General features: G+C 29.0%; 15 protein-coding genes and 12 tRNA genes. 2 read left to right on the top strand and 25 right to left on the bottom strand.

Annotated features, from left to right (window positions below; translation table 11 throughout):
* Positions 1-67: 67 nt before the first annotated feature.
* The 14 genes from NGI68_RS13800 to NGI68_RS13735 form a co-directional block, all read right to left on the bottom strand.
* Positions 68-143: transfer RNA gene (locus NGI68_RS13800), tRNA-His, on the bottom strand.
* Between the two features lie 7 nt (positions 144-150).
* Positions 151-227, bottom strand: a tRNA-Arg gene (locus tag NGI68_RS13795).
* Between the two features lie 6 nt (positions 228-233).
* Positions 234-307 (bottom strand) — tRNA-Gly (locus NGI68_RS13790).
* Positions 308-311: 4 nt separating this feature from the next.
* Positions 312-386 (bottom strand) — tRNA-Gly (locus tag NGI68_RS13785).
* Positions 387-402: 16 nt separating this feature from the next.
* Positions 403-486, bottom strand: a tRNA-Leu gene (locus NGI68_RS13780).
* 15 nt (positions 487-501) lie between these two features.
* Positions 502-577, bottom strand: a tRNA-Lys gene (locus NGI68_RS13775).
* Positions 578-581: 4 nt separating this feature from the next.
* Positions 582-656 (bottom strand) — tRNA-Gln (locus NGI68_RS13770).
* 3 nt (positions 657-659) lie between these two features.
* Positions 660-735: transfer RNA gene (locus NGI68_RS13765), tRNA-His, on the bottom strand.
* A 15-nt stretch (positions 736-750) separates the two neighbouring features.
* A tRNA-Lys gene (locus NGI68_RS13760) sits at positions 751-826 on the bottom strand.
* A gap of 5 nt (positions 827-831) precedes the next feature.
* A tRNA-Arg gene (locus tag NGI68_RS13755) sits at positions 832-908 on the bottom strand.
* A gap of 6 nt (positions 909-914) precedes the next feature.
* Positions 915-988, bottom strand: a tRNA-Gly gene (locus tag NGI68_RS13750).
* 7 nt (positions 989-995) lie between these two features.
* A tRNA-Pro gene (locus NGI68_RS13745) sits at positions 996-1,071 on the bottom strand.
* A gap of 139 nt (positions 1,072-1,210) precedes the next feature.
* Positions 1,211-1,681 carry a metallophosphoesterase gene (locus NGI68_RS13740; RefSeq protein ID WP_251862041.1) on the bottom strand — a complete coding sequence of 157 codons (471 nt, stop codon included), beginning with the start codon at positions 1,679-1,681 and terminating at the stop codon, positions 1,211-1,213.
* 12 nt (positions 1,682-1,693) lie between these two features.
* Entirely contained in the window at positions 1,694-2,296 is a 603-nt protein-coding gene (locus NGI68_RS13735) for an XTP/dITP diphosphatase (protein WP_251862040.1), read from the bottom strand.
* Positions 2,297-2,399: 103 nt separating this feature from the next.
* On the opposite strand from NGI68_RS13735, the gene NGI68_RS13730 reads away from it, so the two are divergent.
* Both NGI68_RS13730 and NGI68_RS13725 read left to right on the top strand, forming a co-directional pair.
* A complete protein-coding gene (locus NGI68_RS13730; protein ID WP_353505405.1) occupies positions 2,400-3,773 on the top strand; it encodes a hypothetical protein in 1,374 nt (457 codons plus the stop codon).
* A gap of 112 nt (positions 3,774-3,885) precedes the next feature.
* Positions 3,886-4,041: a hydroxymyristoyl-ACP dehydratase gene (locus NGI68_RS13725; protein ID WP_251862038.1), complete on the top strand. Its 156-nt coding sequence runs from the start codon at positions 3,886-3,888 to the stop codon at positions 4,039-4,041.
* Positions 4,042-4,043: 2 nt separating this feature from the next.
* Here NGI68_RS13725 and NGI68_RS13720 read toward each other — a convergent pair whose 3' ends face one another.
* The 11 genes from NGI68_RS13720 to NGI68_RS13670 form a co-directional block, all read right to left on the bottom strand.
* The gene (locus NGI68_RS13720) at positions 4,044-5,615 is read right to left on the bottom strand and encodes an ABC transporter substrate-binding protein (RefSeq protein WP_251862037.1); all 1,572 of its coding nucleotides are present in this window, start codon (positions 5,613-5,615) and stop codon (positions 4,044-4,046) included.
* A 145-nt stretch (positions 5,616-5,760) separates the two neighbouring features.
* Positions 5,761-7,191, bottom strand: a complete 1,431-nt coding sequence (gatB, locus tag NGI68_RS13715) for an Asp-tRNA(Asn)/Glu-tRNA(Gln) amidotransferase subunit GatB (protein WP_251862036.1) — start codon at positions 7,189-7,191, stop codon at positions 5,761-5,763.
* A gap of 34 nt (positions 7,192-7,225) precedes the next feature.
* Positions 7,226-8,683 carry an Asp-tRNA(Asn)/Glu-tRNA(Gln) amidotransferase subunit GatA gene (gene gatA, locus NGI68_RS13710; RefSeq protein ID WP_251862035.1) on the bottom strand — a complete coding sequence of 486 codons (1,458 nt, stop codon included), beginning with the start codon at positions 8,681-8,683 and terminating at the stop codon, positions 7,226-7,228.
* A 37-nt stretch (positions 8,684-8,720) separates the two neighbouring features.
* Positions 8,721-9,008, bottom strand: a complete 288-nt coding sequence (gene gatC, locus NGI68_RS13705; protein ID WP_251862034.1) for an Asp-tRNA(Asn)/Glu-tRNA(Gln) amidotransferase subunit GatC — start codon at positions 9,006-9,008, stop codon at positions 8,721-8,723.
* A 138-nt stretch (positions 9,009-9,146) separates the two neighbouring features.
* On the bottom strand, positions 9,147-10,358 hold the full coding sequence (locus NGI68_RS13700; protein WP_251862033.1) for a dicarboxylate/amino acid:cation symporter: 1,212 nt from the start codon (positions 10,356-10,358) through the stop codon (positions 9,147-9,149).
* Positions 10,359-10,759: 401 nt separating this feature from the next.
* Entirely contained in the window at positions 10,760-11,029 is a 270-nt protein-coding gene (locus tag NGI68_RS13695) for a hypothetical protein (protein WP_251862032.1), read from the bottom strand.
* A 91-nt stretch (positions 11,030-11,120) separates the two neighbouring features.
* On the bottom strand, positions 11,121-13,115 hold the full coding sequence (gene ligA / locus NGI68_RS13690) for an NAD-dependent DNA ligase LigA (protein ID WP_251862031.1): 1,995 nt from the start codon (positions 13,113-13,115) through the stop codon (positions 11,121-11,123).
* An 11-nt stretch (positions 13,116-13,126) separates the two neighbouring features.
* Entirely contained in the window at positions 13,127-15,343 is a 2,217-nt protein-coding gene (gene pcrA, locus NGI68_RS13685) for a DNA helicase PcrA (protein WP_251862030.1), read from the bottom strand.
* A 126-nt stretch (positions 15,344-15,469) separates the two neighbouring features.
* Positions 15,470-15,769: a YerC/YecD family TrpR-related protein gene (locus NGI68_RS13680; protein WP_251862029.1), complete on the bottom strand. Its 300-nt coding sequence runs from the start codon at positions 15,767-15,769 to the stop codon at positions 15,470-15,472.
* A 305-nt stretch (positions 15,770-16,074) separates the two neighbouring features.
* The gene (locus NGI68_RS13675) at positions 16,075-16,791 is read right to left on the bottom strand and encodes a pseudouridine synthase (protein ID WP_251862028.1); all 717 of its coding nucleotides are present in this window, start codon (positions 16,789-16,791) and stop codon (positions 16,075-16,077) included.
* Between the two features lie 83 nt (positions 16,792-16,874).
* Positions 16,875-17,546 carry a lytic transglycosylase domain-containing protein gene (locus NGI68_RS13670; RefSeq protein ID WP_251862027.1) on the bottom strand — a complete coding sequence of 224 codons (672 nt, stop codon included), beginning with the start codon at positions 17,544-17,546 and terminating at the stop codon, positions 16,875-16,877.
* Positions 17,547-17,601: the final 55 nt, after the last annotated feature.

The following is a 17,601-nucleotide window of genomic DNA, read 5'->3' as shown; positions in this document are numbered from 1 at the left end:
GCAGGATTCGAACCTACGCGTGTAGCAGTCAAAGTGCTATGCCTTACCGCTTGGCGACATCCCATTATGGGGTGAACAAAGGGACTCGAACCCTTGACAACCAGAACCACAATCTGGCGCTCTACCAGCTGAACTATGCCCACCGTATTTTGGTGCGTCTTAAGGGATTCGAACCCCTGGCCCACGCCTTAGAAGGGCGTTGCTCTATCCATCTGAGCTAAAGACGCATATTATGGAGCGGGTGAAGGGAATCGAACCCTCGTAACTAGCTTGGAAGGCTAGCACTCTACCATTGAGTTACACCCGCATATTGGAGCGGAAGACGAGATTCGAACTCGCGACGTTCACCTTGGCAAGGTGACGCTCTACCACTGAGCCACTCCCGCATTGTTTTTAAAAATATGGTGCAGGTGAAGGGAGTCGAACCCCCACGCCATAGGCGCTAGATCCTAAGTCTAGTGCGTCTGCCAATTCCGCCACACCTGCATATTATTTGATTATTGGTGATCCACCGGGGAATCGAACCCCGGACAACATGATTAAAAGTCATGTGCTCTACCAACTGAGCTAGTGAATCATAATGGCTGGGATGGCAGGATTCGAACCTACGCGTGTAGCAGTCAAAGTGCTATGCCTTACCGCTTGGCGACATCCCATTATGGGGTGAACAAAGGGACTCGAACCCTTGACAACCAGAACCACAATCTGGCGCTCTACCAACTGAACTATGCCCACCATATTAGGTTAAATTGGTGCGCCATCAGGGATTCGAACCCTGGGCACCCTGATTAAGAGTCAGGTGCTCTACCAACTGAGCTAATGGCACTTATTTGGTGCGTCTTAAGGGATTCGAACCCCTGGCCCACGCCTTAGAAGGGCGTTGCTCTATCCATCTGAGCTAAAGACGCATATTATGGAGCGGGTGAAGGGAATCGAACCCTCGTAACTAGCTTGGAAGGCTAGCACTCTACCATTGAGTTACACCCGCACTCTTTTGGTCGGGGTGACAGGGCTCGAACCTGCGACCTCATGGTCCCAAACCACGCGCGCTCCCATCTGCGCCACACCCCGATATTAAAGAGTTTTTTTCGAGTTATTATTTTATTTTGTCATTTTTTTCGTTGCTGTTACAACTCTCAACGACATAGACTATTCTACATCATATATTTATATTCGTCAATACTTTTTTTTATCTTTTTTTAAAACTTTATTATATATTCTTTATAACAGGAACGATTTTATCCCCTTCAAGGCCTATAATTGCAACGCTTTTAACTCCATTTCTGGGTAATGATGGACTGCCAGGATTAATAAACCATATGCCATCTATATACTCTATTTGTGATACATGAGTATGCCCAAATAGTACTATATCCACTCCCAATTCCAATGCTCTATATCTTAATCTAGATAAATCATATTTTACATCATACTTATTCCCATGAGTTATAAAAAATCTTTTTCCTCCTATTTCTTCTATTAATTCTGATGGAGCTACCTTTGAAAAATCACAGTTTCCTCGCACATTAATTATTTTCCCTCTATAAACAGAAGATAATATTTTTACATCCTCTACGTTATCTCCTAAATGGACTATTAAATCTACATTGCCTAAAACATTTATAAAATGGTTAACATCTCCTATATATCTATGTGTATCACTAATAACGCCAATCTTCAAAATTTACCCTCCTTATCTATATATGTTTTTTAATTCACACTTTAATTTTTCAAAAGCCTTTCCTCTATGACTTATAGAATTTTTGATTTGTGAATCCATTTGGGCAAAAGTTTTTTTATACTCTGGTACATAGAATAAAGGATCATAACCAAATCCATCTTGTCCTTCTTCTTTTTCTCTTATAACACCATTAATTTCTCCTTGAACTTTTATTACATTATCTACATCTATTATAAATACTATGGCACAAACAAATTTAGCTGTTCTTTCCTCTTCCTGTTTCCCTTCTAGCTCTTTTAATAATTTTTCATTATTTTTTTTATAATTTCCATGCTCACCTGCAAATCTAGCAGAATATATTCCTGGAGCTCCATTTAAAGCATCCACCATAAGTCCAGAATCATCTGCTATTACCATATAATTTGGTAAGATTTTATGTATAGTTGATGCTTTTTTGTACGCATTTTCTAAAAATGTATTACCATCCTCTACTATATCCATATCAATACCAGCTTCTTTCATTGATATAGCATCTATATTAAATTCTTTTAATATTTGTTTTATTTCTCTTATTTTATCTTTATTATTACTTGCAACAATAACTTTCTTTTTCATATGTCAATCCTCCGAACAAATTAAATATTTTATTTATGTATCACTAAATCACCCTTCTATAACATATTATAGTATAAGAATTAATTTATGGTAGGTGTGTTTTTTGAAATATATAGGTCCTTTTTTAAGAATGAATACATTAAATACAAGTAACATTTACTCCCAAATGAACTTTCTAGCTAAGGAATCTCTAGAAAACATAATACTTCATTCCAACTGTGGTATTTGTATACCAATTAGCGAATTAAAATTGAAAAATGATTGTAGCAATGTTAAAAACTTAAATTCATTAACACCGTTATTATGTATATATAAAAAAGCTAATCCTAAACTTATAAATTCAGATAAAAAATTAGTATGGAATGATAGTAAATTCAAAAAAGAAGTAAACATATTAGGTAATAGCTTTATGGTTTTATCTCTTCTTCAATTAATAGAATATTATGAACAATTTAAAGATAAAGATAAAAATTTATACTCTTATACTAAATTATACAATAAATTATGTAAAAAACAATTAGAATTCTTTGTAACTTACTTTAGAAATGAAGAAGGAGTATTTGTTAATAAAGTAGATGCATGCGATAGCATATTATCTAATATAAATTTTAAGGAAAAAGATAAAAAGTTTAACTTTTCAGATCAATGTTTTTTAATGTGCGCTTACTATGGTGTTTCTTTATTGGATAAAGACGATTATTGTTCTAACTATAAAGATTTTTCTCTAGATATACTTAATATGTTCTTAGAATATAAGGATGAACTTTATAATCTTTCTACAGATGAAATATCTAAATTATGCTTAGGAATGAATGTATTCTATAAATATTCCAAAAATGATGATAGCAAGGTATTATTACTTGATTTATCAGAACTTTTATATGAGAAATTAAAAGAAAAAGATTTAAATACTGAGAAAAAAGTTGATACTTATTGCCTATCCTATATAAACTTTTTAATGTCATACCATAACTTAGGCATACTAAAATTTAAACATTTAAGTAAAAAAATATATGCATCATTAACAAAATTATATAATGATAATTTAAGCATGTTCATTAAAAATACTGATAAAAAAGAAATAAAATATTCTTCTGATGAATTAATATTATATCTTTTAGTATTGCTTAATGAACGTAAATTCGATAAAGAAAACTCAGATAAAAACCTATTACTTAAATTTTACAGAAATCAGATAATAAATTCTGGAATAATATTAAGCTGGCCCCAAGAGCCTGCTCTAAATGATATTCAAAGATATAAAAATTTTTCTTTAAAATCAGAAGATTTGCTAGATGAACAATACTTTAGAATGGCATCTATACCATGTCCAGAGGATATTGAAATAGCACCAGTTCTAGGTAAATATGTACAGTACAATATAAAGAAGCAGCAATTTACTAATGTTAGAACTTCTTTTGATAGTGACAAAAATTTATTTATATGGTTCTTAACTTTATATACTCTTAAAGATTAATATGAGGATATTGCAGTGCAATATCCTCATATTAATTTATTTTTTGGATATAATAATCATATATCAATAAGTACAAGCATTGGTAATAAAATACTTTACAGGAGGGCTTTGTATGAATATACCTTGTTCTGAAAAATGTAAAAACAATAGAAATGGAAGATGCATATTAAATTATATTAGTCCCTTTTTAAGTATTCACGAAGAAAATGCTAATTGTGCTTATTTTCTTCCTATTAACTCCGCTAAAAATAAAACTACTATAAAATAATATTAATTATAGGGTACTAGGGTTATTTTTTTTATAACAATATTGCCATTCATATCAATATACTGTCCTTGTACCCTACTTTTTTTACACAATATATCGTAAAAGAAACAAACCGGTATGCTATATAAGTCTTTAACTAAAATATCTTGTGCTTTATTTATGTGTTCTCTTTTTTTCCACATGTTATCTTCCGATTCAATTTTATTTAGAGCTTCTCTATACTGAACAGAATAGCCAGTATAACTGTACAAAAATTTTAAGGGGTTATTTTTATTAGACTTATTTACAATAAAAGCTAAATCATAATCTCCATTTTTCATTTTTTGTTTCAATTCTTTTTCATTCTTACAATTAATCAATAGGATGTTTATATCTAAATTGTCTTTTATTTTTTCTATTAAGTTGTTAATTATTTTATTAGAAATAGGATCCTCCATTGATATAATTTTTAGATCTTTATTTGATTTTTTATATTCACTCTTTTGTAAAAACTCTTTTGCTCTTTTTAAATTCTCATTTATACTAAAATAATTTTTACTATAGTTTACACCATCATTTTCTTCTAGGTTATTTGGTACATAGGCTACCGATGGCACTGCTTTATTATATAATATATCTGAACATATCTGTTGTCTATTAATACAAGCATCCAAGGCTCTTCTTAAATTTAAATCTATATAATCTTTTTTATTAAATACTATATTTGCTGTTTCTAAGGATAATTTTTTAGATATGAATCCTTCTTTATTTAAATTCTCAAGCTCAACTATAGGAGGATTCATAAACAAATCTAATTTATCAGTTCTTAAATAAGCTAATGCTTCTTCACTATTTTTTATAGATTTAAATACTACTTTATTCATTTTTATATTTTCTTTATCCCAATATTTATTATTTTTATTTATAGTTATATTCTCTTTATCTATTTTGCTTATCTGAAATGCTCCAGTATATTGTATATTATTAAAATTTTCTTTATAGTTCTTAGTTTCATCATCTATTTTTCTTAACTTATATTTAGGTTTAGATAAAATCTTTAAAAAATCAGAATCTTTATTATTCAATCTTATTTCCAATATGTTATTTTTTTTAGCCCTTATAGCTATATTATCTAAATTTCCATTTATCCAATAATCTTTTACTCCATATATAGAATTTAATTCATTAAATTTTATGTTATTTTCTTTGAAATATATAAAAACATCTTTAAAAAAATCCTCAAAATCTCTAGCTACTATTTTATTACCATTACTCCAAAATAAATTATCTTTAATATGGAATTTGTAATCTATACCATCTTTACTAATTTCCCATTTTTCAGCTAATTCTGGTACAATATTATTATTTTTATCTACTCCCACTAGACCATCAAATAGACTTATTAATAAATCTTCTTGTCTTGGAGAAGTTTCATCTAACATTATGAGATCCTTGGGCATAGTTTCTATATTATATATTAAATAATCTCTTATGCCTTCATTGAAATTATTTGAATTAGCCTCTTTATTTTTTTCTATGCAACCAGTCAATAAAATTAACGTAATACTTAATAAGAAGCATATAATTTTTTTCATTCTACCCCCCCGTTACAAAAGTGTTATGCTATATCTAATTATTCACACTTAGTAGGTAAAATAAACAATAATTTTAAACTTTACATATATTTAAATTATTTTTCATAAAAAAATCCTCATATTTTTATATGAGGATTTTTGATATTTACATTTTATTTGCTTCTTCACTTACTAGTTTATTTACTATTTGAGGATTGGCTTTCCCTTTTGTTTCTTTCATTACAAGACCTACAAGGAATCCTAAAGCTCTTTTTTTTCCATTTTTGAAATCTTCTATAGATTGTGGATTATCTGCTATAATTCTTTGAACTACTTCTAATATAGCACCTTCATCATTATTCTGAACTAAACCTTTTTCTTCAACTATATCTTTAGGATTTTTACCTGACTTAAACATATCATTTAAAACCTTTTTACCTATGTTGTTAGATATAGTTCCAGCATTTATTAATTTAATTAAATCTGCTAGTTGTTCTGGATTAAATTTCAATTCTTTAACTTCCATATTTTTTTCGTTCATAAGTCTTGAAATATCTCCCATTAACCAGTTAGAAGCAGCTTTTGCATCTTCACTCTTTATAGCTGTTTCTTCGAAAAATTTAGCCATACCCATAGTTAGAGTTAATACTGATGCATCGTATTTAGGTATTTTAAATTGTTGTACAAATCTTTCAGCTTTTTCATATGGTAATTCTGGTATAGTCTTTCTTACTTCTTCTACCCATTCATGTGAAATATTTAATGTAACCAAATCCCCTTCTGGGAAATATCTGTAATCATTAGCTTTTTCTTTACTTCTCATAAGTACTGTAACAGAATTAGCTTCATCCCATCTTCTTGTCTCTTGCTCTAAGATTTCTCCTTTAGTTACAGCTTCTACATGTCTATTATATTCATATGATAGAGCCTTCTCTAAAGCTTTAAATGAATTCATATTTTTTATTTCTGATCTTACTCCAAACTTTTCACTGCCCATAGGTCTTACAGATATATTACCATCGCATCTTAAAGAACCTTGTTCCATCTTACAATCTGAAACTTCTATTGAAGATAATATACTCTTTAATTTTTCTAAATATTTTGTAGCTTCTTCTGGAGTTCTAATATCTGGTTTTGATACTATCTCTATTAGAGGAACTCCTGCTCTATTATAATCTACTAATGTTCCAGCATTAGTATGAAGCAGCTTTCCTGCATCTTCTTCCATATGTATTCTCTCTATACCGATTTTTTTCTTTTCACCATTTTCTAGCTCTATTTCAATATATCCGTCTCTACATATTGGAACTTCATCTTGAGTTATTTGATAATTTTTAGGGCAATCTGGATAAAAATAATTTTTTCTGTCCATTCTACAAACTTTATTTATAGAACAATTTAAAGCTAATCCTGCTTTAATTCCGTATTCTACTACTCTTTTATTTAATTGAGGTAGTGAACCTGGTAGTCCTAAACATATTGGACAAACATGAGTATTAGGTTTACCACCAAATTCTGTAGTGCACCCACAATATATTTTAGTATTTGTTGAAAGTTCACAATGTACTTCCAATCCTATGACTGCTTCAAAATCCATCTATGTTTTTCACTCCTTTATTTTTACTATATACTTAAAAATCTGCTCTCATTTTATGAAAATCTACTGATTGCTCATAACTATATGCTAAATTAAACAAAACATCTTCTTTAAAATAATCTGATATAATTTGAAGCCCAGTTGGTAGACCATCTACCATGCCACATGGTAATGATATAGCTGGTACTCCTGCCACACTAATTGGAACAGTGTATATATCTGAGAGATACATAGCCATTACATCATCTTTCTTTTCACCTATTTTAAATGCCGTAGTTGGAGATGTTGGCGACACTATAGCATCAAACTCTTTAAATACTCTTTGGAAATCATTTTTTATAAGCTTTCTTACCTTCAGTGCTTTCTTATAGTAAGCATCGTAGTATCCTGCTGATAACACATAAGTTCCAAGCATTATTCTTCTTTTAACTTCATCTCCAAATCCTTCACTTCTAGATTTTAAATATATATCTTGAGCATCTTTAAAATTCTTTGATCTATATCCATATCTTATACCATCAAATCTAGCCAAATTTGATGAAGCTTCTGCACTAGATATTATGTAATAAGCTGATAGTCCATAATCCATTAATGGTAAAGAGCATGGTTTAACTTCTGCTCCATTTTCTTCTAATACTTTTATGGCCTCTTCTACAGATTTCCTTACATTTTTATCTAGCCCTTCTCCAAAGAACTCCTTAGGAATACCAATCTTTTTACCTTTTATATCTTTTGTTAAACTTTTTTTATAATCTGGTACTTCTTTATCTGCTGTTGTAAAGTCCTTTTTATCTAAGCCAGATATAGCTGATGTTAATAATGCACAATCTTCAACATCTTTTCCCATTGGTCCAACTTGGTCCAATGTAGATCCAAAAGCTATAACTCCTGATCTTGATATTCTTCCATATGTAGGTTTTAATCCAACTATGCCACAAAATGATGCAGGTTGTCTTACAGAACCACCAGTATCTGTTCCCAATGCTAATGGTGCTTCACATCCTGCTACTGCCACTGCAGATCCACCTGAAGACCCTCCTGGTACTCTTTCTAAATCCCATGGATTTTTTGCAAGTTTGAATGCACTATTTTCTGTAGATGATCCCATAGCGAATTCATCCATGTTTAGCTTACCAAGGATTATTCCTTCTTCTTCTTTAATTTTTTCTACTACATGAGCATTATAAGGTGAAGTATATCCTTGTAGTATTTTGGATGCACATGTATTTTGCATTCCTTTTACACTTATATTATCTTTTATACCTACTGGTATACCTGCTAATACTTTTAATTCTTCATTTTTTGCTATTTTTTCATCAACTTTTTTAGCTTCTTTTATAGCTTCTTCCTGAGAAACATATAAGTATGCTCCTAATTTATCATCTTCTGAATGTATTCTATCTAAAAAAGCTTTTGTAATTTCTTCTGCTTTAACTTCTTTATTTTTAAGCATACCTTTTAATTGGTGTGCAGTTAGTTTAGTTAAATCCATTGTTTTCCTCCTTTTTAAGAAATCAAAAGAATCATTATTAATCTATAACTTTAGGAACAATTACATATTCCTCTAAGCTTTCCGGTGCATTATCTATAACTTCTTTTAATTCCATAGATTTTTCTACATTATCTTCTCTATATTTGTTTTCAATATAATATGGGTTTACTACTATATCCTCATTATCAGTATTTAATTCATCTAATTTTTCCATATAGCTTAATATTTTATTTAGGTCATCTAGGATATTATCTTTTTCTTCTTCTTTAAATTCTAACCTTGCAAGCTCTGCTACATATTCTACATCCTTTTTTGAAACTGACATTTTATCCATCACTTCCTTACTATATAAACATTATTTTTTACCTTATGAAGGCTAATATTTTTATTTTACCACAAATATATGTTTTTTACATAGAAATAAAAAAACCACCTGTAAAAATTAGGTAGTTTATTTATTATATTATATAGCCTTCCCTAAAGACTCTCCTTTAATAGTTTTTTCTTCAGAAATTATTTTCTTTTTAAACAGCTTATCTATAACTATAGCTATAGCTCCATCTCCACAAACATTTGTAGCTGTTCCAAAACTATCTTGTGCAAAATGTATGGCTATCATTAATCCTTGTTGTACTGGATTAAACATAAGCATATCTTTTAGTAATCCTAAGCTAGCATATACCCCGCCACCAGGTATACCTGGCGCTGCTACCATAGTAATTCCTAACATAAATATGTATGGCACCATCATAGATGCTGTTGGTATTTGACCTGACATAATCATTATGCCCATAGCCCCTAATACTAAAGTTATAGTATCTCCCGCCAAGTGTATTGTTGCACATAATGGTATTACAAAGTCAACTATATCATCTGATGAACAATTTTTCTTAGCACATTGTAAATTTACAGGTATAGTTGCCGCTGAAGATTGAGTTCCTAAAGCAGTAATATATCCTGGTATCATATTCCTTATGGCTTTAGTTGGATTTTTTCTTGAAACAACATAAGCTATAATATATTGTAATAGTATATATCCCATTTGAAGTGGTATTATTATTAAATATACAGATGAAAAGGTCTTTAATGTTTGTACTATTTCTCCAGAAGCTGTTAGTTTTGAAAATATACCTGCTATATGAATAGGCACTAATGGTATTATTACACTTCTAACTATTATTTCAACTATTCCTTTAAAATCCTTTGTAGCCTCTAAAAGATTTTTCCCCTTTAAATAAGGAAGACAAATTCCTAGAGCAAAAGCAAGTACTAGTGCTGACATAACCCCCATAATTGGTGGTATATCTACTTTAAAAAATGGTTCTAAATATATATTGGATTTAAACACATTTCCACCACTTCTAATTAGTTTAGGAAGTATAGATTGTCCTAATAAAAACGCAGCCATTCCAGCTATTATAGTAGATATATAAGAAAATAATACAGTGATTCCTAATAACTTTCCTGATCCTTTTCCCAAGTCTGCAATACCTGGTGCTACAAAACCTATTATAATTAATGGTATGCAAAAATTAAGAAATCCTCCAAATAAACCTGAAAATGTATTTAAAGCTCTAACAACATTGTACATTCCTAAAGTCTTAGATATTGTTCCTAGTAAAATACCAAATATAATTCCTAAAATTAATTTACTTAAAAGACCTAGCTTTTTCATTTTTCTGCCCCCTTTAGCTTCTATGTATCTATTATATATACACATGTCCTCGGTTTGAACACAAAAATATAATAACATCTGCCTTTATTTTTGTCAATAATTTTTGTTTATATTTTTATACAAATGTATTTATATAAAGAACATAAATATTCAATATAATTTATATTGTAAAGGCTTCTAATCAATGAATCAGTTAATTTACAATATATTTGTAGTATTGTTTCATATTAATACTTATAAATAAAAATCCTATCTAGTCGTATTAATGTAACTAGATAGGATTTTCCTATTTTAAAGTTAATTATTTTTTATAATAAAGTCTAAAATATTAAATATAATTATTTAATAGATAATTTATTTACCTCACTTATAGCAATTAATGTTTAATATAGTTATTTTTATTAATATACTTTCATATATATAAAAAATATATTAGCTACAGCAAGGAAAACACAAACTAAAGAATAAAATTTATCCCTGGTTCCTTTTGAAAAATTCAACATCTTAATAGCCCAAACAATCATAGTAAAAAACATACACCATTGAAGAGTATAATAGCTATCAAAATATTTTATATATGTAAATTGATATATAGTAAGTAAAGTAGCTAGCAAAGCCACAGTGGTTATCATAACCATTATCCATCCCAATATGTTTATATACTTTCTCATTCTTATCCTCTCCACATTCTTTGAGCTATAACTATAAATTAAATAATATACTATTTCTAATTCATTGTAAATATACGTTACCGTAATGTAATTATTTTATTTCATTAGAAAATTCTTCTTCAGTTATTATTTTTACTCCTAGTTTAACTGCCTTTTCATATTTAGATCCTGGGTTATCCCCTACTAATACATAATCTGTATTTTTACTTACGCTACTGGAAACTTTAGCTCCTAAAGACTGTAACTTATCTTTTATTTCTCCCCTGCTATAATTAACTAAGCTGCCTGTAACAACTATAGTCTTACTCATAAAAGGGTTTTCATCAATTTTAGCTTCTTCATAATGAGGATTTACCCCTAAATTCAAGAGCTCTTCTATATTATTAATAATTTTTTCATCTTGAAAAAAATCATAAACACTCTTAGCTACTATTTCACCTACATCCGGAACTTCTACTAATTGTTCTATTGTTGCTTTTTTTATATTTTCTAAAGTTTTGAATTTTACTACCAAGTCATTAGTAGTCTTTTTACCCACATTAGGAATTCCTAACGCATATATAAAAGATGGCAAATCACAATTCTTGCTATTTTGTATAGCCTCTATGAGATTTTGAGATTTCTTATCCCCAAATTTATCTAAAGTTAATAATTGTTCTTTTTTTATCTTGTATAAATCTGATATAGATTTTATATCTAATTTTTCAAAAAGTTGTTCTGCTGTTTTCTCACTAAATCCTGCTATATTCATTGCTTCTCTAGTAGCAAAATGAACTATACTTTTTACCATTTGAGGTTTACAAGATAATGTATTATCACAATAATAATGCACTCCATTTTGAACTAAATGACTATTACAATATGGGCATATCTCTGGAGCTTCTATTTCTTTAGTGCCTTCAAGTGATTCCTCTACCACACCCATTATCTCTGGTATAACATCATTAGATCTTCTAACCAAAACCTTAGCCCCTAGCTTTACATTTTTTCTTTGAATATCATCCATGTTATTTAGCGTAGCTCTTTTTACTGTAACTCCACCTAATTCTACTGGTTCTAATAAAGCTGTTGGAGTAACTCTCCCGCTTCTTCCAACATTCCACTCTACATCTAAAAGTTTTGTAGTAATTTCTTTAGCTTCAAATTTATAAGCTATAGCCCATTTAGGGAATTTTATTGTATATCCTAATACTTCTCTTGTTTTAATATCATCTATAACAATTACTGCACCGTCTATATCATAATCTAAGTCTTCTCTTATAGATTCTATATGTTGAATTTCCTTTTCTATTTCTTCCATATTAGTACATACTTTAATGTACTTATCCTGTGGCAATCCCATATTTTTTATAAATTCCATCATTTCTGTATAACTTTCAAATTCAGGACCTTCGTTATAACCTACATCATAAAAAAATGCTGATAAATTTCTTTTTGAAGTCTCTTTAATGTCTAAATTTCTAAGTGCTCCCGCTGCACCATTTCTTAAATTTTTTAAAGGAACTTCAGCGGTTTTATTATACTCTTCAAAAGCCCCTTTAGTCATTATAGCTTCTCCATGCACTTCTATAACATGATTATTTTTTATCTTTAGCGGTATTGTTTTTATGGTTTTTATTTGAGCTGTTATATTTTCTCCTATAATGCCCGTTCCTCTTGTGGCTCCTTTTATCAAAATTCCATCTTCATCATAAGTACAGTTTATTGTTAATCCATCAAATTTTTTTGTAACTATATATCTTAAAGGAGGCAATTTTTCTTCATTTATTGAATTGTACTGATCTATAGCTTTTAAATTTCTATTATGCCATTCTATTAACTGCTCCATACTCTGAGCTTTATCCAAACTCCAAAGTCTTCCTTTATGAGTATATTTATTAAATTCTCCTAATATGCTATCACCTACCCTTTGAGTTGGTGAATATGGCAATGTTGTTTTAGTTTCTTTTTCTAATAATACCAGTTCATCATATTTTAAATCATATTCTTTATCAGATACACTAGGATTATCTAATGAATAATACTCATAGGCATATTGGTTTAATTCTTCCACAAGCACTTTCATTTTTTCTAATTTGCTATCCATATATACACCTCCTAAACTGCTTCGATTGGAGCCATACTAAGCATCAATATTTTAATCCCTCTACGATCAAAAGCAATTGTTAGCTTTATATCACCTGAAACCTTATTCATACTAACTATAGTTCCTATTCCAAAATCTTTATGTTTTACCTTTGAACCTATATTAAGAATATTAGAATCTATATGATTTTTAGGTGCATTATTTTGAATAGGAGCTTTAAAGGAATTAATACTGTTTGTTCTTTGTGACCTTATACCAAAATCTTTAGGTAACACCTTGCTAGTACCAACTTCTCCAGTAATATTTACGTTTTCTTTTAAATCTTTTGATATTTCACTTACAAAATCAGATAAGGCATAAGCTACAGTTCTTCCAAATACTTTTCTGATCTCTGCTGATGTTATATATAACTCCTCTTTTGCCCTTGTGATTCCAACATAACATAATCGTCTTGATTCTTCCATTTCTTTTGGATCTGATAATGATTGTGTACCTGGGAATATTCCATTTTCCATACCAACCATAAATACTTCAGGAAATTCTAGTCCTTTAGCGCTATGTACAGTCATCATAGCTACACTATCTGAATTTTCATCATAATTATCTATATCCGTAACCAATGCTACTTTTTCTAAGAACATTCCTAAGGATTTATCCTCTGATTCTCTTTCAAAATCAGTAGCAGCAGAAACCAGTTCCTTTAAGTTTTCTACTCTGCTTATATCATCTGGATTTTTGGAATTCTTTAATTCTTTTAAGTATCCTGTTTCATCTAATATTTGTTTTATAATAGAAGACACACTCATTTCATCTTTTTTTCTTATAAAACTATTCATTATACTTACAAATTTTTTAATTGACGTTATACTTCTTTGAGACAATGTAAATATTTGATCTACATCTAAGAGCACACTATACATACATTCATCCATTTCATTTGCAAATTCTTGAACCTTTTTTACCGTAGCATCACCTATACTTCTTTTAGGAACATTTATTATTCTTCTTAAACTTATATCATCTAATGGATTGTTTATAAGTTTTAAATACGCCATTATATCTTTTATTTCTTTTCTATCATAGAATTTTAATCCACCTATTAATCTATAAGGTATATCTCTTTTCATAAACACATCTTCAAAAATACGTGATTGTGCATTAGTTCTATATAAAATAGCAATGTCATTAAAAGATTTATCACTATCTGATATTATTTTTTTAATCTCAGATGCTACAAATTTTGCTTCATCTATATCAGAATATGCTCTAAATATCTTTATTTTATTTCCGCTTTCATTTTCCGTTCTTAAAACTTTGTTTTTTCTTTGGCAATTATTTCTTATAACTTCATTAGCAGCATTTAGTATATTTCCTTTTGATCTATAATTCTGCTCTAATTTTATAACTTTAGCCTCTTTATAGTCTTTCTCAAAATCTAATATATTACTTATATCAGCGCCTCTCCATTCATATATACATTGGTCATCATCACCAACTACACATATATTTCTATGAACAGAAGCTAATAACTTTACTAACTCATATTGAGATTTATTAGTATCTTGGTATTCATCTACCATTATATACTTAAATTTTCTTTGATAAAACTCTAGCACTTCTTTGTTTGTCTTAAATAATTCCACAGTTTTATATATCAAATCATCAAAATCCAATGCATTATTAGTCTTTAATTTTTTTTGATATAAAACATACGCATCTGCAATCTTATCTGTTCTATAATTTCCGCTAGAAATTCTTTTAAATTCTTTTGGTGATATTAAATTATCCTTTTGATTACTTATGGTATTTATTATCTCTCTATCTGTAATTTCTTTATCATTTATATTAAGTTCTTCCATGCATTGCTTAACTAAAGTTTTTTGATCATAAGTATCGTATATAGTAAAATTTTTATCATATCCTAATTTATCTATTTCTCTTCTTAATATTCTTACACAGCTAGAGTGAAAAGTGGAAACCCACATTCCTTCTACTACATCTCCTACTAAAGCTTTTATTCTTTCTTTCATTTCTCCAGCAGCTTTATTTGTAAAAGTTATAGCCAAAATTTTAGAAGGATATATATTTAAATTTTCTATCATATGAGCTATTCTATGAGTTAAAACCCTTGTCTTACCTGATCCTGCTCCAGCTAGTATTAATAAAGGCCCATCTATGGTAGTAGCAGCTTCATATTGTTCTTTATTTAATTTATTTTTTAAATCCATTTAATCAGCTCCCTAAGTTTATCTGTTTTACACTCTTTTAATATTATATCATTTTAAATATTAGTTAAACATTATTATAAATTTAAAATGTGCTAGCAAAAACTAGCACATAATAATTAATTTGATCTATTTATTTTCTATTCTATCTAATACTATTTTGTAACCGTCACTTCCATAATTAAGGCATCTATTTACCCTACTTATGGTTGCAGTACTTGCCCCTGTAGCTGATGCTATTTCTAAATATGTAATTTTCTTTCTAAGCATTCTAGCCACTTCAATTCTTTGCTCTAAAGCTTTTATCTCATTAATAGTACATATATCTTCGAAAAATCTATAACATTCCTCTTTGGTTTTTAAACTTAAAAAAGCATCACACAGAAAGTCCATTTCTTGGCTTTCCAATTTAGATTTATACTGATCCATATGTTTCAGCTCCTTATTCAAACTCGGCTTTATTATTACCTTAATTTTATCATGTATTAATATATTAATCTATAAAATCAGATAAATATATAATAATAAAAAATAAAACAGCCTATTGGGGTTATAGGCTGCTGTTAATAAATAAAAAGGGGGCTATTTATTCTTTTTACTTATCCTTGCATTACCTATTATAATGAATGACATTAATAAATGCAACATTTTTTTGCAAATTTTATTGTAAACTTTTTTTTAAATGATGCTTTCCAATTCATAATTTTATAATTATTTTATTTATATTTAATATTTTATATGTTCTTTAATATATCCATTTCCTCATCTGTTAGTTCTCTATATTCTCCTTGTTTCAAGCTTTCATCTAATGTCAGTGGTCCAAATTGTTCTCTTTTCAAGTAAATTACTTTTTTATCAACACTTTCAAACATTCTTTTAACTTGATGGAATTTTCCTTCATGTATAGTAACTCTAACTTCTGATCCTTCATTATATGATTTTATTATTTCAAGCTTTGCAGGAAAACATTTATATCCATCATCCAATACTATCCCTTTTCTAAATTTTTCTACATCTTCATCAGTTACTTTTTTATTAATTTTAGCATAATATATTTTATCTACATGCCATCTAGGAGATATAAGTCTATGATTTAGTTCACCATCATTGGTAAGTAAAAGTAATCCTACTGTATTTTTATCCAATCTACCTACAGGAAAAGGTTCAAAAATTCTATCCTCATCTTCTAATAGATCCACAACGGTTTCATCATGATTATCAAAAGTCGCAGAAATTACTCCCTCTGGCTTATTCATCATCAAATAAATATACTTTTTATAAACTATTTCTTTACCGAATATAGATATTCTATTCTTTTCTGGATCTATTTGCATTCCGTTATCTTTAGCAACTTTACCATCTACATTTATCTGGCCTTTTTTTATCAATGCTTTAACTTCTTTTCTTGTACCATATCCTAAATTAGCTAGTATTTTATCTAAACGTTCCATTGAATTCCTCCTAGTTTTGATTATTATACTATCAGTATTACCATTATAACAAATAAAAAGAAAAGTGCGTTGCACTTTCCTTTTTATTTTCCGTAATTTCTCATTATATTTTTTACATAATGTTTTGTCTCACTAGGTAATTTGCTTATATCAGAAACATCTTTTACACCTCTCCATTGAAGTGTTCCTGGCCCTGCATTATATGCTGCCAAGGCTAATTCTTTTACATTTCCGTGCATATCTAACATTCTCTTTAAATATCTTGCTCCACCATCTATATTTTGCTGTATATCAAAAGGATTTTTAACTCCAACTTCTCTAGCAGTATCTGGCATAAGCTGCATTAATCCTTTAGCTCCAGCATTTGAAACACAATTAGGATTAAAATCTGATTCTTGTTTTATAACTGCCATTAACAAACTTTTATCTATTCCATACTTCCTTGAGGCTTTTTCTACAGCACTATCTATAGTAGTATTTCCTGTTCTTACTTCAGTTTTTATATTGTTTATTTCTCTTTTTGCTTCTTCTAATCTTTGTCCTGCACCGTAATATTTATTTTTACTATTTGTTTCTCCATCTAATGACAATATATTATTTAAATCACCATTTTCTTTATTTTCCATAGCCTTTAATAGACTATCTAAAACTATTTGAAAATTTGATGAATCCCCAAAAGATGATTTTAATATTTGCCCCATCAATTGCATCTGTAACATTTGTTGCAATACCATTTCGCTACCATTTATTTTCATAAACTCACCACCACTTTTAAACATATATTTACTATTATCGTCTATATTACTGCTT

Source organism: Clostridium sp. Marseille-Q2269 (assembly GCF_943736985.1).
Lineage (GTDB): Bacteria > Bacillota > Clostridia > Clostridiales > Clostridiaceae > Clostridium_F.
The sequence above is the reverse complement of the archived record's forward strand: the minus strand, read 5'-3'. Positions and strand labels throughout refer to the sequence as shown.

What these genes read in the sequence shown, in the direction of transcription:
- NGI68_RS13675 (WP_251862028.1), bottom strand. Translation starts at nt 16,791, where the DNA reads ATGGAACGTTTAGATAAAATACTAGCTAATTTAGGATATGGTACAAGA.
- NGI68_RS13680 (WP_251862029.1), bottom strand. Translation starts at nt 15,769, where the DNA reads ATGGATCAGTATAAATCTAAATTGGAAAGCCAAGAAATGGACTTTCTG.
- NGI68_RS13725 (WP_251862038.1), top strand. Translation starts at nt 3,886, where the DNA reads ATGAATATACCTTGTTCTGAAAAATGTAAAAACAATAGAAATGGAAGA.
- gatC (WP_251862034.1), bottom strand. Translation starts at nt 9,008, where the DNA reads ATGTCAGTTTCAAAAAAGGATGTAGAATATGTAGCAGAGCTTGCAAGG.
- ligA (WP_251862031.1), bottom strand. Translation starts at nt 13,115, where the DNA reads ATGGATAGCAAATTAGAAAAAATGAAAGTGCTTGTGGAAGAATTAAAC.
- NGI68_RS13720 (WP_251862037.1), bottom strand. Translation starts at nt 5,615, where the DNA reads ATGAAAAAAATTATATGCTTCTTATTAAGTATTACGTTAATTTTATTG.
- NGI68_RS13700 (WP_251862033.1), bottom strand. Translation starts at nt 10,358, where the DNA reads ATGAAAAAGCTAGGTCTTTTAAGTAAATTAATTTTAGGAATTATATTT.
- NGI68_RS13670 (WP_251862027.1), bottom strand. Translation starts at nt 17,546, where the DNA reads ATGAAAATAAATGGTAGCGAAATGGTATTGCAACAAATGTTACAGATG.
- NGI68_RS13735 (WP_251862040.1), bottom strand. Translation starts at nt 2,296, where the DNA reads ATGAAAAAGAAAGTTATTGTTGCAAGTAATAATAAAGATAAAATAAGA.
- gatB (WP_251862036.1), bottom strand. Translation starts at nt 7,191, where the DNA reads ATGGATTTTGAAGCAGTCATAGGATTGGAAGTACATTGTGAACTTTCA.
- NGI68_RS13695 (WP_251862032.1), bottom strand. Translation starts at nt 11,029, where the DNA reads ATGAGAAAGTATATAAACATATTGGGATGGATAATGGTTATGATAACC.
- pcrA (WP_251862030.1), bottom strand. Translation starts at nt 15,343, where the DNA reads ATGGATTTAAAAAATAAATTAAATAAAGAACAATATGAAGCTGCTACT.
- gatA (WP_251862035.1), bottom strand. Translation starts at nt 8,683, where the DNA reads ATGGATTTAACTAAACTAACTGCACACCAATTAAAAGGTATGCTTAAA.